The organism is Streptomyces sp. NPDC050564, assembly GCF_044457265.1.
In the GTDB taxonomy this organism is placed as follows: Bacteria; Actinomycetota; Actinomycetes; order Streptomycetales; family Streptomycetaceae; genus Streptomyces.
In genome coordinates, this window is record NZ_JBITGS010000075.1 from 1 (window position 1) to 21,641 (window position 21,641).

A 21,641-nucleotide genomic window follows, 5' to 3' on the forward strand; every position below is an offset into this window, starting at 1 on the left:
ATCATCCATTCTGGGTTCCCCTGTTTTTATGTTCCCCGCCCCCCCCCGCCCGCCCCCGGGGGGGGGGGCCGGGCCCCCCCCCCCCCCCCCCCCCGGGGCCCGGGCCCCGCGCCGACCGTCCGCAGCCGTCGTCCCCGCACCAACCGTTCTCTCGCACCAGCCGTCCCCGCACGAGACGTTCCCGGATATGGAGTGCACCACCGTGGACATCCAGCACACCGACCCACGCGACAACAAACCCAGCCGCAGAGGCTTCCTCGCTCTCGCCGCCGCTGCCGGTGCGGCCACAGCACTCGGCGGGCTGCCCGCCTTCACCGCCTCGGCGGCCCCCCTGCGCCCCACCGAGTCGCCCATGCTGTCCGCGGCCGACGCCGCGAAGAACCTGCTGTGGTGGCAGGCACCCGGCTCCTCCCACTCGATGATCGAGCAGGGGCTGCCGGTCGGGAACGGGCGCCTCGGGGCACTCGCGAGCAACGACCCCTCCAGCGAACTCCTGATGATCACCGATGCCACCCTGTGGACCGGCGGACTCAACGACAAGCTGCAGAGCGACGGCCAATTCCCCTACGGCCGGGACGACTTCGGCTCCCTGACGATGCTTGCCAAGCTCACCGTGGCCATCCCCGACCACGACCTGGGCAATGTCAACCACTACCGTCGCACCCTCGACCTGGCTCAGGGCCTGGTCAGCGCCTCGTACGACATCTCGGGCGTCACCTACCGGCGGCAGATCTTCGCCAGTCGACCCGACGACGCCATCGTGCTCTACTTCTCCCAGCAGGGCGGCGGCTCCTACACCGGTACCGTCTCTCTCGCCGGCACCCACGGCGAGTCCACCACCGCCAACAGCGCGGGCCGCTACGCGTCGTTCGGCGCCACCTTCGCCAACGGCCTCAAGTACGGCGCCGCCGTCACCGCGTACAGCAGCACCGGCAAGGTCCGCGTCGACGGTACGTCGATCGCGTTCAGCGGCTGCAAGGACCTCACCGTCGTCGTCAGCGGCGGCACCAACTACGCGCCCGACGCCGCCGCGAAGTTCCGCGACCCGTCCGTGGCTCCGGAGCGCCTCGCCAGGACCAAGGTCCTGAACGCGGCAGGGCACTCGGCGAGCACCCTGGTGCACACGCATGTCGCCGACTTCCGCGCCGTGTTCGGGCAACTGGACATCGACTTCGGTACGTCGTCCGCCGCACAGCGCGAACTGGACACCTGGGAGCGAGTGCAGGCGCGCCACCGGGACGACGTCCCCGACCCGGAACTCGAGGCCGCCTACCTGCAGTTCGGCCGCTATCTCATGATCTCCGGATCGCGGGGGAGCCTGCCGATGGGCCTCCAGGGCCCATGGCTGGACGGCAACGACCCGGACTGGATGGCCGACTACCACACCGACATCAACATCCAGATGAACTACTGGATGGCCGACCGGGCGGGCCTGTCCGACTGCTTCGACGCCTTCACGGACTACTGCCTCGCGCAGCTGCCTTCCTGGACCGACGTCACCCAGCGGCTGTTCAACGACTCCACCAACAGATACCGCAACTCCAGTGGCAGGATCGCCGGTTGGACGGTGGCGATCTCCACCAACCCCTACGGCGGGGGCGGCTGGTGGTGGCACCCGGCCGGCAACGCATGGCTCTGCCAGAGCCTGTTCGAGCACTACGAGTACACACAGGACCGCGCCCACCTCAAGAAGATCTACCCCCTCCTCAAGGGCGCCGTGGAGTTCTGGGAGGCCCGCCTCATCACCACGACGGTCACCGACGCGTCCGGGGCCTCGCGTGAAGTCCTGATCGCCGACAGCGACTGGTCGCCCGAACAGGGACCGCTCGACGCCAAGGGCATCACGTACGCCCAGGAACTGGTGTGGAACCTGTTCGGCAACTACCGCACCGCGACCGAGGTGCTCGCCAAGGACGCCGCCTACAGCAAGACCATCGACGGTCTCCGCAAGCGCCTGTACCTGCCCGTGGTCAGCCCCAAGACCGGCTGGCTGGAGGAGTGGATGTCGCCCGACAACCTCGGCGAGACCACCCACCGGCACCTCTCCCCGCTCATCGGGCTCTTCCCCGGCGACCGGATCCGTCCGGACGACTCCACGCCGAAGGACATCATCGAGGGCGCGACAGCCCTCCTCACCGCACGCGGTATGAACAGTTTCGGCTGGGCCAATGCGTGGCGGAGCCTGTGCTGGGCGCGGCTGAAGAACGCGGAGAAGGCGTACCAACTGGTCGTCAACAACCTGAGACCGTCCGTCAACGGCGGCAACGGAAGCGCGATGAACCTCTTCGACATCTACGAGGTGGAGTCCGGCCGCGGCATCTTCCAGATCGAGGCGAACTTCGGCACCCCGGCCGCGATCGTCGAAATGCTGGTCTACTCCCGGCCCGGACACATCGAGTTGCTGCCCGCCCTGCCCGCGGCCTGGGCGGCATCCGGCTCGGTGTCCGGCGTGGGCGTCCGCGGCGGCTTCGTCGCCGACCTCAGCTGGAAAAACGGCAAGGTCACCGTGGCGACGCTGAAGAGTGTCGGCGGCAACGGCACGACCGTCGTTGCCAACGGCGCCTCGCGGAAGATCAGCCTCAAGCCCGGCGAGTCCGTCACCCTGCGGGGCCTCGGATGAGCGCCGTCCGGTTCCGGCGCCGCGCGGTGGGGGTCGTATCCGTACTGGTCATGGCGGTCTGCGGACCCCTGACCATGTCGTCGGCGGCGCAGGCGCAGGCCCCGACGGGCACGGCGACAACCCCGGCCGTCGTGAAGGGCAAGCACTCCGTGGTCACTTGGGGCGCCAGCGCGGACCGACAGGGCGCAGGGCCCGCCGACCGCAGTTACCGGCTGATCGTGCGTACCAGTGTCGGCGGCACGAACATGCGCATCCGGCTGTCCAACGCCTTCGGCGACCACCCGGTGACCTTCGCGAGCGCGTACGCAGGGCTGCAGCAGCAGGGTGCGGCGCTGGTCCACGGCTCCAACCGGCAACTGTCGTTCGGCGGGGCCGCGTCCGTCACCGTCCCGGCCGGCGAGACCGTGCTCAGCGATCCGCTGCCCGGAAAGCTCGCCGCCCAGGCCAATCTGGTCATCAGCCTGTACGTGACCGGCGCCCAGGGACCGACGACCGGTCACGGTATGGCGATGCAGACCAACTACGCGACGTCCGGCAACCACGCCGCCGAGGAGGGCGCGGCCAACTGGACCGATCCGATGGGCTCCTGGTACTGGCTGGACGCCGTCGATGTGGAGACGTCCACGGCAATCGGCTCAGTGGTGACCCTCGGCGACTCCATCACCGACGGATGGGCCTCGACCACGGACGAGAACCGCCGCTGGCCCGACTATCTGTCCCGGCGACTCCAGGCCGCGTCCGGCATCACCGTCAAGGGAGTGGCGAACGAGGGCATCTCCGGCAACAAGGTGCTCGCGGACGGCGCCGGGCAGGCCGCGCTCAACAGGCTGCAGCGTGACGTCCTGTCCCAGCCCGGGGTGCGCACGGTCTTTCTCTTCGAGGGCATCAACGACATCAAGGCCCACAGCGGCGTCACGGTGGACGACATGATCGCCGGCTATCAGCAGATCATCGACCGGGCCCACGCGGCGGGCAAATGTGTCGTCGGCGCGACCGTCATGCCGTTCAAGGGCTGGTCCGAGTACGACGCCGCCGCCGAGGCCGTGCGGCAGGGCGTCAACGAGTGGATCAGGAACAGCGGCGCACTCGATGCCGTGACGGACTTCGACAAGATCACCCGCAGTCCGTACGACCAGCAGCTGATCCTGCCGTTCTTCGACGGCGGCGACCACCTGCACCCCAACGACAAGGGGATGCAGGCGATGGCCGACGCGGTGGACCTCGGGAGCCTGACGTCCTGTTGACGACAGGCTCCACGCGGGCGGTCAGGTGTAGGAGACCACGGTCGACGGCACGGTAGAGGTGCCCGAAGTCGGTGCCCCTGTCTCGTTGATGACGTGTTCGTACTGTCCCTGGCCGCCCAGTGAGACGACCAACAGGTCGTGGAACTTCACGCCGGGGGTGTTCGGCGCCGCGAACCCGTTGTGCTGGACGATCGTCGGATCGACGTTGTAGTAGCAGTAGCTGCCCAGGCCCCATCCCTCGTGCGTGGTCACGGAGTCGGCGACCTTGTAGGCCGCGTACCCTTTGACTGCGCCGTTCTGGATGGCGGCCTGGTTCGGCGCGTCGTACGCCTTCTCGTTCTGGAAGAAGATGGTGCGCCCTCGCTGGCCGTACCACTGGACGTCGTACTTGTTGAAGTGCTCGACGAACAGACCGGTGGCCAGGACGTCGTCGCCGTTGACCCGGATGCCGTAGTCGGCCCGGTTGGTCTCCCAACCGACGCCGGTGCCGTGGTCTGCACGCCAGACCCAGGTGTGGTCGATGATGGTGTGGCGGCTGTTGATGACCATGCTGGTGGTGGCCTTGCCGGCGCCCGCCCCGCCGATGCGGATGAAGACGTCCTGGACGGTGGTCGGGTTGGCGGAGTGGTTGGCCGAGGCTCCTGCGGGGCCCACTTCCAGCAGCGTCGACGAATTCACCGGCCCCGCGTCGATGAGGAATCCCGCGAGCCGCACACCGTCGACGTCGGCCGTCTTGAGCGCGGTGACGCCGTTGTCCGGGATCAGGGTGGCGTAACCGAGGCCCAGGACCACGGTGTGCGGTCGGTTGACCTGGATCGGCTGGTCCAGGTGGTAGATCCCCGGCGTCAGCAGCAGGTGGAGGCCCTGTGCGAGTGCGGCGTTCAGAGTGGCGGCGGTGACGCCGGGCTTGGCGACGTAGAACTGGGTGAGCGGCACCGAGGAGCCGCGCGGGGTGCCGCTGCCCCAGGTGGTACCGCGCGCGTTGGTCCGCTTGTCCGGCAGGAAGACGCGGTACTCGCTGCCGTTGAGGTAGAGGAACGGCTTCTCCCGGGACACCGGGGTGGTGTCGAGAGTGGTGTAGGGCGGGTTCGGGAAGGACTGCGCGGGAGCGCCCTGGACACCGGAGAAGACCATGTTCCAGACGGCGTTGAGCCAGCCGCCGACCGAACTGTCGCGGGTGTACCACTGCTGCTGCGAGTACGGTCCGACCGTGCCCTCGATGCGGCTGTCGGCGATATATCCGCCGCTGGCCCAGCCATAGCCGGTGGGGGAGAGGTTGAGGCCGCCCTTGACGTGCATCCGGCGGAAAGGGGCGGCCTGTGCGACCGCCCAGCGGTTGGTACCGCTGACCGGGGCAAGGGCGAGATTCTCCGCCGAACGCCAGAAGTTCTGGGTGGCGTTGCCGTTGAACCAGCCCGCGTCGACGGTCACATCGCCGTTGATCGTCGTGTCGTCCGGGGAGAGGCCGAGGCCGGCGATCGAGGTGTAGAAGCCGAGTTGGGCATTGAGCCCGTTGTAGGTGCCGGGCTTGAACAGCAGCGCGTAGCGGCCGGTGCCGAACTGGGCCGACTCCTGTTGCGCGAACACCTCGTCCAGCTTGGCCTGGATGCCGGACGTCGAGGGGTCGAAGACGATGACGTTCGGGCCGAGATCGCCGCCGCCCGGCAGCGCTCGGGGGCGCAGGGCGGATGCGGCCGACGCCGGCGAGGACAGACCGAGCAGCGTGGGCGCGGCCGCGGTGGCGGCCATCGCACCGAGAACGGATCGTCTGGCCAGCGGGGACCGGCCGGAGTCCGAGGAATCCATGGGGATGTGAGGCATGGGGGGCGACTCTCCTTGTTCATGAAGTGAACGATGGGAGGTGTGGGGAGCGCTCTCTTGCCGATGCATGCTTCATCCGCGTGAACACAGCGTCAAGAGCTGTCGCAGGAGTCCCGCATTTTGTTGCTCGCTGAAATACAACTACCGTGAAATTTGCGGTAGTTCGAGGATGTACATCCTCCGTCGAGTTCGCCGGGCCGTGGTTGATTGTGTTCAAGAGTTGCTCGCAGGACAGCGAGCGACTTGCCGGCGCGGTCCCCCGACTCGCCCCGCGGAGCGGTGCCGTGGCCTTCGACGCGACCATGTGCCGGTGGGACGCCGTAGTTCGAGAGAGCGCTCTATGATGGCGGAGCGCCGGACCGATAGGCTGCGGGCATGAACGGACGGGCCCCCACGCTGGAGGATGTCGCACGGGAGGCCGGAGTTTCGCGTGCCACCGTGTCCCGGGTCATCAACGGCGTTCCGACGGTCGATCCCGCCATTCAGGACGCGGTGCGCCAAGCGGTCGAACGCACTGGATACGCTCCCAACCGGGCCGCCAGGTCGCTGGTGACACGGCGGACCGAGACGGTCGCGCTGATCGTCTCCGGCGCGGGCGACGTGTCCGGCGAGGAGCGGAACGCCTTCACGACAAGGGTGTTCGCGGACCCCTTCTTCGGCCGGGTCGTCACCGGGGTGGTGGACTACTTGCGTCCCCGGTCGATGCATCCGCTGCTGATGTTCGCCGATTCCGCGCAGACGCGACAGCAGGCACTGAACGATCTGCGGCAGGGCAGCGCGGACGGCGCGCTCGTCGTCTCCACCCACGCCGATGATCCGCTGCCGGCCCTGCTCGCCGACGCCGGTCTGCCCGCGGTGCTCTTCGCCCGCCCGTCACGCCCGGTGCCGCTCAGCTATGTCGACCTGGCCCACCGGGACGGCGCCCGCATGGCCGCCGAACATCTGCTGGAACGGGGGTGCCGGCGGATCGTCACCATCACGGGGCCACTGGGTGTCTCGGCCAGCCAGGACCGGCTCGCCGGGTTCCGCGACACGATGGCGCGCAGGGGACATCCCTACATACCGGTCACCGAGGGCGGCTTCACGCTCGACAGCGGCATGGCCGCGATGTCCGGACTACTGGCCGAACACCCCGACGTCGACGGAGTGTTCGCGGCCAACGACCTGATGGCCCAGGGGGCCTGCCAAGTGCTGCGGGAGCGCGGCAGACGGGTGCCGGACGACGTCGCGGTCATCGGCTTCGACGACTCCAGCGCCGCGACGGCCTGCCGTCCGCCGCTGACCACCGTGCGGCAGCCGGTCGAGGAGATGGCCTCCATGATGGCCCGGCTCCTCGACGAGCACCTTCGCGGTGCGCGGACCGAGCCCACCTCGGTGATCTTCGATCCCGAACTCGTGGTGCGCGAGTCGGCGTAGGCCGCGCTCGGGCCTGCGTGAGTCGAGGGCGACGGTGACCGACACTGGACCGGTCAGCATGGACGAGGGCCGGCACGGCGAACGAGCCGGCGACGGAAAGGCAGGCGCATGACCGACCGGATCACCGTGGGCGTGGACGGATCCCCCGAAAGCCGGGCCGCCCTGGCCTGGGCGGGCAGGGAAGCCGTCCGCCGCGGGCTGCCCCTGCGCGTGGTGTACGCCCGGCAGTGGCCGCACCACGAGATGCTCCGCGGTGGAGACCGGGACGATCAGGCGGGCTGGGCGCGGGACATGGTGCAGGACGCGGTCCGCACCGTCGAGGATCGACACCCGGACCTGCCGGTGACGGCCGAGGTCCTGGACGGCGCCGCCGTGGACTCGCTGCTGACCGAGGCCGGGACGGCCGGGACCCTGGTGCTCGGATCCCGTGGATACGGCACGATCGTCGGCTTCCTGCTCGGCTCCGTCGGACAGCAGGTGATCGCCGAGGCGCCGTGTCCGGTCGTGCTGGTACGCGCCGATGACCGCGCCGCGTCCGAAGCGGGGGGTCGGGAGATCGTCGTGGGCCAGCAGGGCGGTCCGGACGACAGCGCGCCAGTCCTTCGGTTCGCGTTCGAGACCGCGGCGGCGCGTGGCGCCGGGGTGCGCGCCGTACGAGCGTGGAGCCTGCCGCCGGTGTTCGCCTACAGCCCCGGCTCGCTGAAGCTGCTTGACGAGGCCGGGGGCCTGGAACCGTTTGAGAAGAAGGCACTGGCCGATGCGCTCCAGCCGTGGCGGGAGCGCTTCCCCGGCGTGCCGGTCACGCAGCACGTCGAGATGGGCAGCGCCGGGCAGGTACTGCTGTCGCTGGCCGACCGGGCCCAGTTGATGGTCGTCGGCCGTCGGGCCCTGCGTCCGGCGGTGGGGGCACGGATCGGTTCGGTGGCCCACGCCGTGATGCACCACGCGCCCTGCCCGGTGGCGGTGGTTCCGCACTCCTGAGGAGGAGCAGGGCGGCCCCCTCGCCGCATGACCGGGCATATCGGCCGGACGTCGGACGCGTCCAAGTCCTGAAGGTGACAGAGGTGTTGGGGTCGGGCTCAGGGACCTAGTTTCTAGGAGTTGTCCGCCCTCGACATCCGCAGGGCGAGGTCCTGAAGCAGGTCGGCCGTCTTGATATCGGTCCGTCCGGAGTCGTGGAGGTCGGCGAGCTCGGAGAACAGGAACGCGAACGCGCCCACGAGCGAGATCGTGGCGGGCAGATAGGCGTCCGCGACGGCCTGGCCCGCCTCCGCGGGTCCGGCGTCGCCGGGCACCTCGACCCTGGGGAACACCTCTGTGACGAGTGCGCCGAGTTGGGTCTGCGTCGATTCGACCTCGGCGTCCTCCTCCTGGGCGATCCTGCGCACCATCGCGTTGGTCTCGGTGAGGACGCCGATGGCGCGCAGGATGATCTCCGTCTGTTCCATGCCGTGAGCCTAGACGGGCGAAGCCCCACTGTGGCCTCGGTATTCGGTTCCAGATGGTAGACAGTGGCCATGAACGACTTCTCCCGCTCCCGTCCGGTCGGCGCGCGATGACCGCGGGCATCGACACCCCGGACCGCCGCGGCCGGACCGGACTCGACCGCGTCGGCCGCGATCTGACCGGCAACCCCCGGGTCAGGGTCCGCGAGGTGAAACTCCTGTCCTGCCACTGGTATGTGGAGCGCACCACCACCTTCGACTTCCGGCACGCCGACGGCACCTGGAGCACTCAGGAGCGCGAGACGCACGACCGCGGCAACGGAGCCACCCTCCTGCTGTACGACACCGAGCGCGAAAGCGTGTTGCTGACCAGGCAGTTCCGCTACCCCGTGTACGTCAACGGGCACCCTGACGGCATGCTGATCGAGACACCGGGCGGGCTGCTCGACGAGGAGGACGAGCATCCCGAGGTCGCCGTGCGGCGCGAGGTCATCGAGGAGACCGGGCACACTGTCGGTGCGGTCCATCATGTCTTCGACGTCTATATGAGCCCAGGCTCGGTCACCGAGCGGGTGAGTTTTTACGCCGCCTCGTACGGCCCGTCCACGCGTACCCACGAGGGCGGCGGGCTGGACGAGGAGGGCGAGGACATCGAGATCGTGGAACTGCCCTTCCGCAGCGCCCTCGGCATGATCCGCACCGGGGAGATCGCCGACGCCAAGACGATCATGCTGTTGCAGTGGGCGGCCCTGGACGGACCGTTCAGGAAGACTTGACTTGAAGAGCACTTCAAGTTCCAGACTCCCTGGCGGGCCCGTGGATCTCGGGCCCGCAAGGGAGGGACAGCATGAGGTACCGTACGATCGGCACCGACCCGAAGACCCGCCGTGAGGTGAGCGTGCTCGCGCTCGGCGCGATGCTCTTCGGCTCACGGACGGACGAGAAGACCTCCTTCGCCGTACTCGACCGCTATGTCGAGGCCGGTGGGAACTTCATCGACACATCCGACAACTACGCCTTCTGGACCGACGACAGCCAGGGTGGGCAGAGCGAGGCGCTGCTCGGACGCTGGCGGCGCAGCCGCGGCATCGGCGACGAGATCGTCATCGCGACCAAGTTGGGCGCGCGGCCGCTGGCGCCCGGCACCGGTTACATCGACAACCCCGAGGGCCTGTCCGCCCAGGTGATTCGTGAGGCGTCCGAGCGCAGCCGGGAACGGCTCGGTGTGGAGAAGATCGATCTGCTCTACGCGCACATCGAGGACCGCGGCGTCGCACAGCGGGAGACCGTGGAGGGGTTCGGTGAACTGGTCGCGCAGGGCAGCGTCGGGCTGCTCGGCGTGAGCAACCACGCCATATGGCGCGTGGAGCGGGCTCGCGCACTGGCCGCGGCCGCGGGACTGCCCGGCTACGAGGTGCTGCAGTACCACCACAGCCTCCTGCGGCCCCGCGTCGACGTGCCGAGCGGACTCTTCCCCGAGGGCAACCTGGGCGCGGCGACGGGGGAGTTGCTCAGCTACCTGAAGGCCGAGCCCGCCCTGACCCTCGTCGCCTACTCGCCGCTGCTGACCGGAGCGTACGTACGGCAGGACAAGCCGCTGCTGTCCGACTACGACCACCCGGGAACCCCGGCCCGGCTCGCCGTGCTGCGGGACGTGGCGAAGGAGACGGGGGCGAGTCCCAACCAGGTGGTGCTGGCCTGGCAGATCGGGGCGGAGCTGCCGGTGATCCCGCTGGCCGGCGCGTCCTGCGTGGCGCAGTTGGAGGAGAACCTGGCCGCGGTGGACCTGGAACTGACACCGGACCAGCGGGCCCGGCTCGACGCGGCGCACTGAGGGGACCGGGCGGGAGTCGCTCCTGGACACCTACCTGTTGTCGTGCGGAGACCGGCGTTTCGTGAGGAGCAGCGCGATGTCGTCGGGACGCTCGGTGGCCTGCCGGGCCTCCGCGGTGAGCAGGTCGGCCGCACTGGACAGGGAGGGGCTGCCCGGGGCGCCCGCACGGGACAGCGTCGCGCGGAGGGCTTCGACGCCCTCGTCGATGTCGGTGCCGGGGCGCTCCACCAGGCCGTCCGTGTAGAGGGCCAGGACGGCGTCGGGTTCCAGGAGCAGGTCCGTCACCGGGTACCGGGCCTGCGGATCCACCCCGAGCACCACCCCGCCGGGCAGGTCCAGGACCTCGGTGCGGCTGTCGGGATGGCGCAGCAGGGGCTGGGGATGCCCGGCACGGGCGGCTCGGGCGATGCCCGTGACCGGGTCGACCCTGATGTAGCAGCAACTGGCGAACTGACCCGGATCGAGGTCGATGAGCAGCCGGTTGGTCCCGCTCATCACTTCGTCCGGGGAGCGGTCCCCGAGCGCGAACGCCCGTACCGCGCTCCGCAGTTGGCCCATGGTGGCCGCCGCCTGGACGCCGTGCCCCTGTACGTCGCCGATCACGAGGGCGAGGCCGTCGCCGGCCTCGACGACGTCGTACCAGTCACCGCCCACGTCCATCCCCAGGGTGCCGGGCAGATACCGCCCGGCCGTCTTCACGAGGGGGTGCGCCGACAGACGGTGCGGCAGCAGGGCTTCCTGGAGCCCGCGAGCGAGGGCGGCCTCGTTGTCGTAGCGCCGCGCCCGCTCGAGGGCCTGCGCGATCAGCCCGGCGAGCGCCGTGAGCACCGTGCGCTCCTCCGTGCTGAAGCCGCGGGAGCGGTCGAAGCCGAGGATGCAGGAGCCGACCGGCCGGCCCGAGGCGATCAGCGGCAGGAAGGCCCGGGCCCCCTCCTTGGCGTCCAGCGGTATGCCCGGATAGTCGGCCGCCAATTGCTGCATCGACTCGAAGAAGAGGGGGCGGCCACCGGTGAGTGCCTCGACGCCGGGCAGCTTGGCGTCCAGACCCACCCCGTCGAACGGGGCGAGGAATCCCTGGGGGAAGCCCGTCTCCCAGGCCAGGTACAGGCGCCGGTCCTGGAGCAGATAGATGGCGAGGCGGCGTCCGCCGAACGCGGGCAGCAGCTCCCGCATCACCACCTCGGACACCTGGCGGGCCGTCACCGCCTCGGACAGCGCGATGGCGAGGACGATGGGCCGGTATTGAGGCGGCGTCGTCGGGACACCGGTCACGGGCTCGTCGACCTCGGTCTGTTCGGCCGTCACACTCGCGTCGAACGGGACGGGCTCCGTGGTGTCCGCGGCCCGCCCCATCGACACGATCTTGCACGTCAGGCCGCCGGGCCCGGGGTAGAGAGACAGCGCCAGCCAGGCGCCACCCGTGCGCCCCAAAGGTACCTCGCCTTCGCCCGCGCGCGGGCGTCTGACCTGGAACTGCACCGGATCCGGCGAGATCAGCGCCCCACGCAGATGATCCTCGTACGCCGGCCGGTCCAGCCAGGGCACCGCCTGCCACAACGGCCGCCCCAGCAGCTCCGTGCGCGGTCGGCCGAGCAGCTCGGCGGCGCGCGGATTGGCGTACGTGATCAGTCCGAGCCGGTCGACCGCGAACACACCCTCCGGGAGCAGATCGGCCGCGCAGTCCCCGGCCGGCCCCAGCCCCGGATCGACGATCACGCCGCTGACCCGGTACGGCGGTACGGGTGCGCCACCCGAGATCCACAGCTCCAGCAGCCGTAGTGCGCCGTCCGCGGTGTGCACCGGCAGCGGGTGCGGCGGCGGCCGCCCGGCGGCCGTCTCGCGCAGCGCGGCCAGCAGCAGGCGAGGATCCTCGCGGGTGACTGCGTGGGCCAGCGCCTCCGGCGTTCCGGCGAAGCCCTCGCGACTGGTGCCGAGGAGGGTCCACAAGGCGTCGTCCGCCATGACGCTGCCATCGGGATCCCAGGTGAACCCCCCTGCACACCGCGATGAAGGGCCCTCGACCGGTGGCCGCGTGCACATCGGCTCCCCGTCCCACAGGACGCCGTGCCGGTCCTTGTCCAGCGCTGCCAGAGCGGTACCCAGTTCCTGTGCCACCGCGGTCATCCGGTCACGATCCGGCAGTACCTCGGTGGCGTCCGAGGCCGGTGGTCGCAGCACCGTCAGGACACCGTACGGTGTCGCGGCCCCCACGACCGGGACGTACAGCGAACCGAACTGGAAGGGCAGCCCCGCGGCGAGTTGCGGATAGCGGCGCATCGTCTCCGTGGGATCGGTGAGCAGCACCTCCACGCCGAGCCGATGGGCGTCGGCGACGGGGAAGGGACGATCCATGTGCATGCGCCACCAGGGGCGGAACAGCTTGCCCGGCAGCCCCGCGAGCACGGCCAGCCTCAGCAGCCCTGGTGTGCTCGAGCGCAGATATACGCCACCGGCGAAGCCGCGGGCCGCCCGCATCGCATCCGCCACGGCGGCGCTGAGCAGGGCGGCCAGGCTTTCCAGCGCCCGGTCCGCAAGCTCGGCGCTCCCACTCATCGGTCTGCCCTCGTCCGCCCGCCGCCAGGGGGGTAACACAGCAAGAATGCGCCTCTCAGGCCCCTGACCGCACCTCGACGCCCTTGGGAGCACGGTGTCGCGCGCGCCGCTCGCCGCCGCCGCGCTCGGCTGTGCCCAGCGCGAAGATACCGGGTTGTACGCCGTTCAGGAGCCGCCCGGGAGCAAGGTGATTCAAGAACCCGGTGCGACGGCGAGCGTTTCCGCGGCGACGGCCGCCACGGCGTCGGCCACCGCCGCGAGCGCCGGGAAGTCGAGTTTCCACTGTTGCCAGAACAGCGGAACGTCGACGCCCCGGTCCGGTGCGAGGTCGACCAAGCGCCCGGCGCGCAGCAGGGGTTCGGCCTGCGCCTCGGGCACCATGCCCCAGCCCATTCCGGCCACGACGGCGGCCACGAACCCCTCCGACGTGGGCATGAGGTGCCGCAGCGAGCTCGCACGGGGACCGCCCCGCAGGGTGCGAACGAAGTCGTCCTGGACATCGTCGTTCCGGTCGAAGGCCACCACCGGAGCGCCGGCGATCAGGTCGCGCAGGGGCGTGTCGGTCTCGTGGCCGAGCCATTGCCGTGCGAATCCCGGGCTCGCCGCCGGCAGGTACCGCATCCGGCCGAGGGCGCGGACGGAACAGCCTGCCACCGGCTCCGATGACGACGTCACCGCCGCCATCACCGCTCCCTCGCGCAGCAGGGCAGCCGTGTGGTCCTCGTCCTCGCGGCACAGTTCGAAACAGAGCCGCAGCTCCTGCGGCACGCGGGCCAGCGCGGGCAGGAACCAGGTGGCCAGCGAGTCGGCGTTCACCGCGATCGACAGCCGTGTCGGCTCCCCGGATCCGGTCATGCCGAGCTCGGCGTACGCGTCGTGCTCCAGCCTGGCCAGCTGCCGCGCGAAGCGCACCACGACCTCGCCGGACTCGGTCGGCCGCACCGGTTTCGTCCGCACCAGCAGAACCCGGCCCGTGCGTTGTTCGAGCGCCTTGACGCGCTGACTGACCGCCGACGGCGTCACATGGAGTGCGGAGGCCGCCGCGTCGAAGGTGCCCGCGTCGACCACCGCGAGCAGGGTCCGCACCTGATCGAGGGGAAGCTCCGCCATCACGAGCGCTAATGATACGTAAGAATCTTTAGCTGTACTCCTGGCCATCGGCTTTCTAGCGTCGGTGTCATGACAGACGCCCTGACCACTGCGGCCGCCGGATTCGGCACCGGACTATCCCTCATCGTCGCCATCGGAGCCCAGAACGCGTTCGTGCTGCGCCAGGGCATCCGTCGGGACGCGGTACTCGCCGTGGTGGGCATCTGCGCCCTGTCCGACGCGGCGCTCATCGCGCTGGGCGTCGGCGGTGTCGGGGCAGTGGTCGTGGCCTGGCCCGCCGCACTCACCGCGGTCGGGCTGATCGGCGGCGGATTCCTCGTCGCGTACGGATTCCTGGCCGCACGCAGGGTGCTGAAGCCCTCGGCCCTCCAGGCGGCGACCGTGTCGACGAGCTCGACGCGACGCGCCGTGCTCACGTGCCTGGCGCTGACCTGGCTCAACCCGCACGTCTACCTCGACACCGTGTTCCTGCTCGGCTCGATCGCGGCCGATCGCGGCCCGCTGCGCTGGACCTTCGGATTGGGCGCGGCCCTGGCCAGCCTGTGCTGGTTCGTCGCGCTCGGCTTCGGCGGCCGGCTGCTCAGCCGCTTCCTGGCGCGGCCCTCGTCATGGCGGGTGCTGGACGGGCTGGTCGCCACGACGATGATCGCGATGGGTGCCACGCTGATCGCCGGAGCCTGAGCCCGGCCGCCGGTGTCCGAGGTGGCGTAGGCAAGGTGCGCAGGCCTCTGCCGTCGTTCCTGCGGCGCAGAAGTCCGATACACCAGGGACGCGTTCCGCTCCCGCTCGGTCATAGTGATCCCTGAACCGAAAGATGTATCGAGCAGCCAGGACGAGCGTGGACACGAGCGAGAGCAGTACGGACAGCAGTCCCGCGGAGCATGACGGGACATCCGGACCGGAGCGGGCGAGCCGGCACGGCTGGCGCCGCTGGACGATGGACACCCGGCCGCTGCGCCGGCCCGCCTATCGCCGACTGTGGTCCTCCACCATCGTCACGGCCGTGGGCAGCCAGCTCACCGCCGTCGCCGTGCCCAAGCAGATCTACGACATCACCGGCTCCTCGGCCTGGGTCGGCTACGCGAGCCTCGCCGGCCTGCTGCCCCTGGTGGTCTTCGCGCTGTGGGGCGGTGCGATCGCCGACAGCATGGACCGCCGCAAGCTGCTCCTCATCACCAACAGCGGCATAGCCGTCACCTCGCTGCTCTTCTGGATACAGGCGGCCACCGGACTCGACTCGGTGCTCGTCCTGATGGCGCTGCTCGCCCTCCAGCAGGCGTTCTTCGGCCTCAACTCCCCGGCCCGCAACGCCTCCATCGCCCGGCTGGTCCCCGCGGACGAACTGCCCGCGGCCAACGCACTCGGTTCGACCGTCATGCAGACGGGCCTGGTGGCCGGACCGCTGCTCGCCGGCGCGCTCATCCCTGTCATCGGCCTGCCCGAGCTCTATCTGATCGACGCGCTCGCCCTGTGCGTCACCGTGTGGGCGGTGGTGCGGCTGCCCGCCCTGCCGCCCCTGACGGAATCGGCTGCCAAGCGGGCGGGCTGGCGCGAGGTCGTCGCCGGCTTCCGGTACATCTCACTGCACAAGGTGCTCCTGCTGTCCTTCCTCGCCGACATCATCGCCATGGTGTTCGGCATGCCCCGCGCCCTGTTCCCGCAACTCGCCGCACAGACCTACGCCCCGTACGGCGAAGGGCTTGCGCTCGGCCTCCTGTTCGCGGCGATCCCCATCGGCGCGGTCATCGGCGGGCTGATGTCGGGCACCTTCTCCCGCGCCCGCCGACACGGCCTCATGGTCATCGTCGCTGTCGCGGCCTGGGGCGCCGCCATCACGGGGTTCGGGCTCAGCACCAGCGTGTGGGTGGCTGTGGCGTTCCTCGCCGCGGCCGGAGTCGCCGACATGGTCTCCATGGTCTTCCGCGGCGCCATCCTGCTGTCCGCCGCCACCGATGAGATGCGCGGCCGGATGCAGGGCGTCTTCACGGTGGTCGTCGTGGGCGGCCCACGCCTGGCCGACGTGCTGCACGGCACGGTCGGCTCGGCCCTCGGGGCACGCGCCGCGGTGGCGGGCGGCGGACTGCTGGTGATTGCCGCCGTACTGGGTCTGGCCGCCGTGACACCGGCCCTGAGGCGTTACACGATCTGACGCCGGAGCAGGCCGTGCCGGTTCTAGAGTGACCGGCATGGGGGACACACGACCTACCTCGGCATTCCACGCGCCGAACAGCACCGCCGAGAGTGCCGCGCGGCTCGCGGCAGTGCTGGACGCGCAGGACGTCAACGACGGCGTACGACGGCTGCGCGCGTGGGCACATGCGGCGCTGGCCGCGCGGCCCGGGGAACGAGCGATCGACATCGGCTCCGGCACCGGATCACAGACCCGGCACCTGGCGGCCGCCGTGGCTCCCCGGGGCGAGGCAACCGGGATCGAGCCGAACCCCGGGCTGCGTGCCGTGGCCGAACAGCGGGCGGCCGAGGCCGGCAGCGCGGCTCGCTTCGTGAACGGCGACGCGCTCACCCTGCCCGTGCCCGACTCCTCCGTCGACGTGGTGTGGTGCGAACGGGTGCTTCAACACCTCCTCGAACCGGAGAAGGCCGTCGCCGAGATCGCGCGCGTGCTGCGCCCCGGCGGCCGGGTCGCCCTGCTGGACACCGACTGGGCGACCACGATCCTTCACCCCGGCGATCCCGAGACCGTCGCGGGGCTCACCTCCGGCGCGCTGTCCGCGGCCGCGGACCCGTACTCCGGACGCAAGCTGGTCGGCCGGCTGACGGCGGCCGGTCTGGTGATCGACGACCGGGGATCGCAGGCCCTGCTCCAGGATCACACGTCGGTCGCCTGGCCGCTGATCCGCATGCTGGGCGAGTCGGCGGTACGCCGTGACCTCATCACCGAGATCCAGCGCGACCGCCTGTACGCGGACCTCACACAGGCCGCCGCCCAAGGCACCCTGCACATGTCGGTGACTATGTTCGGAGCCGTGGCGCACCGTCCGAGATGAACCGGAATACAATGGTTGGGCCGTCGCTGACGGAGAACCATTCTGGTTTCCCCTGGTATTGGGGGTACACGAGCATCATGAACACCGCGAGCTATGAAGTGATCGCAGCGAACCACGCGGTGAACGCGGTCGCCGCCTTCATCGGTGGCCTCTTCATCGCCGGTGCGCTCGTCTGGGCCGTCTTCCTGGGCATCAGGGTACGGCGCAAGGAGTCACCCCCGCCCCGTCCGGACGAGCAGCCCAGGCTGCCCGACACCGGACCAGTCCATGAGGAACGGGAGCTGCGGGAACCCGACGAGGTACCGCACGCCGCGGACGAGAGCGAGCGGCTGATGCCGTACAACCTCCACGCTGCCGGGAGCAAGCACGCCGACGACCAGGAGCGAAAGCGTTGGGTCCCCGGTTCCAGCGGCTCCTTCGGCAGCGGCGGTCCTGGAAGGACGTAACGGGGCCGCGGCACGACATGACCGCCCCGCGGGGCGGTCATGTCGTACGTACGCGCTAGGGCAGGTCCGCCGCGGAGTCCTCGGGGGCCAAGTCGGGGCGCAGGCGCAGCCACGACGGCTGTCGCAGCAGCCCGGCCCGGGTGCGGGTGCTGTACCGGACCTCCCCGACCAGCCGGGGCACGACCCAGCGTGCTCCGACCACGCGCGGGATGTCGTCGAAGGGGCAGTGGTCGGTCCCGGCGGCCCGCAGGAGCCGGGCGAGATCCGTTCGCTCGACCTCGCTCCAACCGGTCCCCACGCTCCCGACGTAGCGCAGCCGCCCCGCCTCGCGCTGTCCCACGAGCACGGCGCCGGGCAGCCCCGACAGGCGCCCCTTGCCGGGGACCCAGCCGCCGACGATGACGTCCACGGTGCGTATGTTGCGGATCTTGATCCAGGCGCGCGAGCGCACCCCGGGCTCGTACACCGAGTCCAAGCGCTTGCAGACCAGCCCCTCCAGGCCGCTTTCCCGAGTCGCCCGCAAGGCCAGCTCCCCATGGCCGACGAGCGCGGACGGTGTCGACCAGAACGGACCGCCGAGCGCGAGCCCCTCCAACTCCTGCCGTCGGCGCGTGTAGCGCAGACCCGTCAGATCGCCCCGCAAGTACATGACGTCGAACAAAACGAGATGCGCGGGCGCCTCCGCCGCACGACGAGCCGCCTTGCCCGGAGACCGGGCCAGCCCCATACGGGACTGGAGGAGCTGGAAGTCACCCCGCCCCTGCTCGTCGAGGACCAGGACCTCGCCGTCCAGGATCGCCGGGGTCGTGCCGAGAACACCGCCCAGGGAACGGAGTTCGGGATACGCGGCGGTGATGTCCTCCCCCGAGCGGGCACGCAGCAGCACGCTTCCGTCGCCGGGCAGGTAGACCACGGCACGCTGCCCGTCGTGCTTCGTCTCGTACGACCAGCGCATGTCCTGCCCGGCGGGCGGCAGGGCGCCGGGTGTGGCGAGCATGGGAGCGATCAGCGGCAGTCTCACAGCTGTCTTGTCGACACACCCTGCGATGCCCACGCACCCCGGCCCCCCGTTTCGCCTGAACGGCGTCGCGTTCCGGGACGGTGCCCCAGCTCAATGCCCTAGCTCTCCAACGCCCCGGCCATGAGGGTCTGCAGATGCAGCCCCCGCCGGGCATCGAGCGCGCCCGACCGCCCCGTCCGTACGCCGGTGGCGAACTCCCGGCGCAGCACGGGCCAGGACTCCTCGTGGTCGAGTGCGGCACTGTCGAACACGAGCTCGGGGTGCGGGCCGAACAGCTCGACCCGCGTGATGCCGCGCTCGAGCTCGACCGACCCCGACAGGGAGGCCTGGCTCACGGCGCCGCTCTCGTGTTCACAGGTGAGCTCGATCCAACGGCGTACGTCTCCGGCGCCGCGCACACGGACGATGGGCCCCAGGGCCGCGTCCAGCAGATCCAGGATGTGCGGCCCCAGGTCCAGCAGAGCGCCGTGTTCGAGGCGCCACGGGGACGCGAAGTCGCCGCCCAGGAAGGCACCGCTCAGACAGCAGGATCGCGCCCCCACGGCGTCGACGCCCTGCGCGGTCTTCAGGAACTGCCGGGTGGCTGGGTGGTAACGGTTCGTCAGGACCAGCTGGGAGACGACGCCCGCGGAATCGATGGCGTCCACGAGACGCTGGGCCGAGAGCAGGTCCAGCGCGATCGGTTTCTCCAGGAGCAATGCCTTGCCGGCTTTCGCGGCATGCGCCGCCAACTCCGCCTGCACGGCGGGCGGAACCGCGAACGCGACCGCCTCGCAGCCGTCGAGCAGTTCCTCGAAGGTCTCGGCGACGCCGGCGCCGTAGGGCGCCGCCGTTTCGCGGGCCGCCTCGGGACGGCGGGCCCACACCGACGTCAGCAGCGTCTCGGGCCCCGCGGCGAGCACACGCGCGTGCACGGCGCGCGCCCATGGACCCGCGCCGACGAGCCCGACCCTGACCGGTGCATGGGGCCAGGCCTGCGAGGTTCCGGTCACGAGAATGCTCCTCTGCGGTGTGCGGGGCTGGGATCTGGACGAACTTCACCACGATGTCGGGGTCCACGGCCAGGGTGTGGTTTTCGAGATCCGGTGGTTCCTCACGCACCCGGCTCGGGGGCACGGGCACCGGGCCCGGCGGAGGGTCAGGGCGGCCCGGCGCGGTCGATGTGAACCGTCTGCCGGATGCAGAGCGTCGCGGGATGGCTGCGCATGCTCTCCGAGTCGGACTTCAGCACCGAGTTCGTCGTTTCGGCGCAGTGACCGGGTCAACGCGTTCCGGGGACGGCCGTGGTCCAGGCTCGGCGTAACTTGACCTGATTGAGGGCGTCGGCGGGCGAGGCGGCTCATAGGCTGAGCGCGTGTGATCACCGTTGACCCGTGAATGACCATCACTGGCCTACGCGTACTCACCCATGACCTGTGAGTGATCTCCATCGACCGGAGGAGCGAACGTGACGCCACGCCCGCAGCAGGCCCCCGCCAGACGGACAGTTGTCCTTCGCCGAGAAGCCGTTGTCGCCGCCGTCCCCTTCGCACTCGCGGCCCTGCTCGCCGCGGCCGGACCGGCCACGGCCGGGACGGGGGGCTCCTCCGGTGCAGGAGACCCGTACTTCCCCCTCGCGGGCAACGGCGGCTACGACGCCCACCACTACGACCTGACGCTCGGCTACGACCCGCAGAGCCGCCACCTGGACGGCAAGGCCGTCATCACCGCCCGGGCCACCCAGCGACTGACCCGCTTCGACCTCGACTTCAAAGGGCTGAAGGTCACGGGCATCAGCGTCGACCACACAAAGGCGGCCTTCCGCCGCGACGGACAAGAACTCGTGGTCACCCCACGGGACGCCCTGTGCAAGGGGCAGGAGTTCCGCGTCACCGTCACCTACTCCGGCACGCCCAAGCCGGTCACCGATCCCGACGGGTCCCTCGACGGGTGGATTCCCACCGACGACGGCGCGTTCGTGGCGGGCGAACCGCAGGGTGCCATGACGTGGTTCCCCGCCAACAGCCACCCCAAGGACAAGGCGTCGTACGACTTCACGCTCACGGTCCCCAAGGGGCGCACCGCCGTTGCCAATGGCGTCTTCCTCGGGCAGAAGACCGCCCACGGCCGTACCACCTTCCGCTGGCGGCAGTCCGAACCGATGGCGGCCTATTTGGCCACGGCGACGGTAGGAAGGTTCAAGGTCGAGCAGTACACCACCCCGGACGGCCTCAAGGTCTACAACGCCGTCGACCCGCGCGAGGCGGCGACCGCCGCGCCGGTCCTGAAGAAGCTGCCTTCTGTACTTGCCTGGGAGAGCAAGCTCTTCGGCCCCTACCCGTTCCGAGCCGCCGGGGCCATCGTCGACCGGGCACCCCAGGTCGGGTACGCCCTGGAGACCCAGACCCGGCCCGTCTTCGACTCGTCGCCGGACCTGAGCACCCTCGTCCATGAAAGCGCCCACCAGTGGTTCGGGGACTCCGTCACCATCACGGCCTGGAAGGACATCTGGCTCAACGAGGGCTTCGCGACGTATGCCGAGTGGCTCTATGCCGAGCAGCACGGGGGCAGGAGCGCGCAGAAGACATTCGACGCCCTGTACGCCAGTCCGGCGAGCAACGATCTATGGGCATTCCCTCCCGCCGATCCCGGCAGCGGGGCGCACATCTTCGACACGCCCGTCTACTCGCGGGGGGCCATGGCCCTGCACAAGGTGCGTACGGCCGTGGGTGATCCCGTGTTCTTCCGGGTCCTGCGTGGCTGGGCCGCCGAGCACCGTGACGGTCACGGGACCACGGCCCAGTTCATCCGCCTGTGTGAACAGGAGTGCGGGAAGAACCTCGACGCTCTGTTCCGCACATGGATCGCAACGGCGGGCAAGCCGTCGTCGCCCTGAGAAGTCCGGGCGCGGTGCTCGACGGAGTCCTGATCACGCAGAGGTCGGGCGCGCCGGTTCAGACCTTCGAGTGCCGCTTCACGGCCATGGCCACGGTGAAACCGTCGTCGGCGTCCGGGGCAAGACCGTAGTCGCCCTGGCGAGCCCCGCAGACGTCCTAGGCGGGTCGCAGCCAGATGGTGGCCAGGGGTGGCAGGGTCAGTTGGATGCTGGCGGGGCGGCCGTGGGCGCCGGTGGGTTCGGGTTTGACG

The 21,641-nt window shown here is 70.3% G+C and carries 17 protein-coding genes; 11 read left to right on the top strand and 6 right to left on the bottom strand.

Annotation, left to right across the window (positions count from 1 at the left end):
- Positions 1-187: 187 nt before the first annotated feature.
- On the top strand, positions 188-2,620 hold the full coding sequence (locus ACIBK0_RS49710; protein ID WP_399096456.1) for a glycosyl hydrolase family 95 catalytic domain-containing protein: 2,433 nt from the start codon (positions 188-190) through the stop codon (positions 2,618-2,620).
- Positions 2,617-3,864 (top strand): SGNH/GDSL hydrolase family protein, encoded by a 1,248-nt coding sequence (locus ACIBK0_RS49715; protein WP_399096458.1) that lies wholly within the window; start codon positions 2,617-2,619, stop codon positions 3,862-3,864. The genes ACIBK0_RS49710 and ACIBK0_RS49715 overlap by 4 nt, the downstream gene beginning before the upstream one ends.
- A 21-nt stretch (positions 3,865-3,885) precedes the next feature.
- Here the strand turns inward: ACIBK0_RS49715 and ACIBK0_RS49720 are convergent, their stop codons facing one another.
- Positions 3,886-5,685 carry a coagulation factor 5/8 type domain-containing protein gene (locus ACIBK0_RS49720; protein ID WP_399096461.1) on the bottom strand — a complete coding sequence of 600 codons (1,800 nt, stop codon included), beginning with the start codon at positions 5,683-5,685 and terminating at the stop codon, positions 3,886-3,888.
- Positions 5,686-6,060: 375 nt separating this feature from the next.
- Here ACIBK0_RS49720 and ACIBK0_RS49725 point away from each other — a divergent pair, with 375 nt between their 5' ends.
- Together ACIBK0_RS49725 and ACIBK0_RS49730 are read left to right on the top strand one after the other, a co-directional pair.
- The gene (locus ACIBK0_RS49725; protein WP_399096463.1) at positions 6,061-7,101 is read left to right on the top strand and encodes a LacI family DNA-binding transcriptional regulator; all 1,041 of its coding nucleotides are present in this window, start codon (positions 6,061-6,063) and stop codon (positions 7,099-7,101) included.
- Between the two features lie 108 nt (positions 7,102-7,209).
- Positions 7,210-8,082: a universal stress protein gene (locus ACIBK0_RS49730; RefSeq protein WP_399096466.1), complete on the top strand. Its 873-nt coding sequence runs from the start codon at positions 7,210-7,212 to the stop codon at positions 8,080-8,082.
- Between the two features lie 113 nt (positions 8,083-8,195).
- Here the strand turns inward: ACIBK0_RS49730 and ACIBK0_RS49735 are convergent, their stop codons facing one another.
- On the bottom strand, positions 8,196-8,549 hold the full coding sequence (locus ACIBK0_RS49735; protein WP_399096469.1) for a hypothetical protein: 354 nt from the start codon (positions 8,547-8,549) through the stop codon (positions 8,196-8,198).
- A 107-nt stretch (positions 8,550-8,656) separates the two neighbouring features.
- Between ACIBK0_RS49735 and ACIBK0_RS49740 the strand changes: the two genes are divergently transcribed.
- Together ACIBK0_RS49740 and ACIBK0_RS49745 are read left to right on the top strand one after the other, a co-directional pair.
- The gene (locus tag ACIBK0_RS49740) at positions 8,657-9,322 is read left to right on the top strand and encodes an NUDIX domain-containing protein (protein ID WP_399096472.1); all 666 of its coding nucleotides are present in this window, start codon (positions 8,657-8,659) and stop codon (positions 9,320-9,322) included.
- Positions 9,323-9,393: 71 nt separating this feature from the next.
- The gene (locus ACIBK0_RS49745) at positions 9,394-10,380 is read left to right on the top strand and encodes an aldo/keto reductase (RefSeq protein WP_399096475.1); all 987 of its coding nucleotides are present in this window, start codon (positions 9,394-9,396) and stop codon (positions 10,378-10,380) included.
- 30 nt (positions 10,381-10,410) lie between these two features.
- Here the strand turns inward: ACIBK0_RS49745 and ACIBK0_RS49750 are convergent, their stop codons facing one another.
- Positions 10,411-12,933 carry a SpoIIE family protein phosphatase gene (locus ACIBK0_RS49750; protein WP_399096478.1) on the bottom strand — a complete coding sequence of 841 codons (2,523 nt, stop codon included), beginning with the start codon at positions 12,931-12,933 and terminating at the stop codon, positions 10,411-10,413.
- 192 nt (positions 12,934-13,125) lie between these two features.
- Complete coding sequence (locus ACIBK0_RS49755; RefSeq protein WP_399096481.1) at positions 13,126-14,046, bottom strand: LysR family transcriptional regulator ArgP; 921 nt, start codon at positions 14,044-14,046, stop codon at positions 13,126-13,128.
- A gap of 66 nt (positions 14,047-14,112) precedes the next feature.
- Here ACIBK0_RS49755 and ACIBK0_RS49760 point away from each other — a divergent pair, with 66 nt between their 5' ends.
- From ACIBK0_RS49760 to ACIBK0_RS49775, 4 genes are all read left to right on the top strand, one after another.
- Entirely contained in the window at positions 14,113-14,724 is a 612-nt protein-coding gene (locus ACIBK0_RS49760) for a LysE/ArgO family amino acid transporter (RefSeq protein WP_399096484.1), read from the top strand.
- A gap of 157 nt (positions 14,725-14,881) precedes the next feature.
- Complete coding sequence (locus tag ACIBK0_RS49765) at positions 14,882-16,192, top strand: MFS transporter (RefSeq protein ID WP_399096487.1); 1,311 nt, start codon at positions 14,882-14,884, stop codon at positions 16,190-16,192.
- Between the two features lie 37 nt (positions 16,193-16,229).
- Positions 16,230-17,048 carry a methyltransferase domain-containing protein gene (locus ACIBK0_RS49770; RefSeq protein WP_399096490.1) on the top strand — a complete coding sequence of 273 codons (819 nt, stop codon included), beginning with the start codon at positions 16,230-16,232 and terminating at the stop codon, positions 17,046-17,048.
- Between the two features lie 77 nt (positions 17,049-17,125).
- On the top strand, positions 17,126-17,494 hold the full coding sequence (locus ACIBK0_RS49775) for a DUF6479 family protein (RefSeq protein ID WP_399096493.1): 369 nt from the start codon (positions 17,126-17,128) through the stop codon (positions 17,492-17,494).
- 55 nt (positions 17,495-17,549) lie between these two features.
- Here ACIBK0_RS49775 and ACIBK0_RS49780 read toward each other — a convergent pair whose 3' ends face one another.
- Together ACIBK0_RS49780 and ACIBK0_RS49785 are read right to left on the bottom strand one after the other, a co-directional pair.
- Positions 17,550-18,491: an ATP-dependent DNA ligase gene (locus tag ACIBK0_RS49780; RefSeq protein WP_399096496.1), complete on the bottom strand. Its 942-nt coding sequence runs from the start codon at positions 18,489-18,491 to the stop codon at positions 17,550-17,552.
- A gap of 122 nt (positions 18,492-18,613) precedes the next feature.
- Complete coding sequence (locus tag ACIBK0_RS49785; protein ID WP_399096499.1) at positions 18,614-19,507, bottom strand: Gfo/Idh/MocA family protein; 894 nt, start codon at positions 19,505-19,507, stop codon at positions 18,614-18,616.
- A 455-nt stretch (positions 19,508-19,962) separates the two neighbouring features.
- Here ACIBK0_RS49785 and ACIBK0_RS49790 point away from each other — a divergent pair, with 455 nt between their 5' ends.
- On the top strand, positions 19,963-21,390 hold the full coding sequence (locus ACIBK0_RS49790; protein WP_399096502.1) for a M1 family metallopeptidase: 1,428 nt from the start codon (positions 19,963-19,965) through the stop codon (positions 21,388-21,390).
- Positions 21,391-21,641 lie beyond the last annotated feature (251 nt).

Excerpts from the sequence above, each read along its gene's own strand:
- ACIBK0_RS49710 (WP_399096456.1), top strand. The coding sequence starts at position 188 with ATGGAGTGCACCACCGTGGACATCCAGCACACCGACCCACGCGACAAC.
- ACIBK0_RS49745 (WP_399096475.1), top strand. The coding sequence starts at position 9,394 with ATGAGGTACCGTACGATCGGCACCGACCCGAAGACCCGCCGTGAGGTG.
- ACIBK0_RS49735 (WP_399096469.1), bottom strand. The coding sequence starts at position 8,549 with ATGGAACAGACGGAGATCATCCTGCGCGCCATCGGCGTCCTCACCGAG.
- ACIBK0_RS49720 (WP_399096461.1), bottom strand. The coding sequence starts at position 5,685 with ATGCCTCACATCCCCATGGATTCCTCGGACTCCGGCCGGTCCCCGCTG.
- ACIBK0_RS49740 (WP_399096472.1), top strand. The coding sequence starts at position 8,657 with ATGACCGCGGGCATCGACACCCCGGACCGCCGCGGCCGGACCGGACTC.
- ACIBK0_RS49725 (WP_399096463.1), top strand. The coding sequence starts at position 6,061 with ATGAACGGACGGGCCCCCACGCTGGAGGATGTCGCACGGGAGGCCGGA.
- ACIBK0_RS49730 (WP_399096466.1), top strand. The coding sequence starts at position 7,210 with ATGACCGACCGGATCACCGTGGGCGTGGACGGATCCCCCGAAAGCCGG.
- ACIBK0_RS49775 (WP_399096493.1), top strand. The coding sequence starts at position 17,126 with ATGAACACCGCGAGCTATGAAGTGATCGCAGCGAACCACGCGGTGAAC.
- ACIBK0_RS49770 (WP_399096490.1), top strand. The coding sequence starts at position 16,230 with ATGGGGGACACACGACCTACCTCGGCATTCCACGCGCCGAACAGCACC.
- ACIBK0_RS49780 (WP_399096496.1), bottom strand. The coding sequence starts at position 18,491 with ATGCTCGCCACACCCGGCGCCCTGCCGCCCGCCGGGCAGGACATGCGC.
- ACIBK0_RS49760 (WP_399096484.1), top strand. The coding sequence starts at position 14,113 with ATGACAGACGCCCTGACCACTGCGGCCGCCGGATTCGGCACCGGACTA.
- ACIBK0_RS49715 (WP_399096458.1), top strand. The coding sequence starts at position 2,617 with ATGAGCGCCGTCCGGTTCCGGCGCCGCGCGGTGGGGGTCGTATCCGTA.
- ACIBK0_RS49750 (WP_399096478.1), bottom strand. The coding sequence starts at position 12,933 with ATGAGTGGGAGCGCCGAGCTTGCGGACCGGGCGCTGGAAAGCCTGGCC.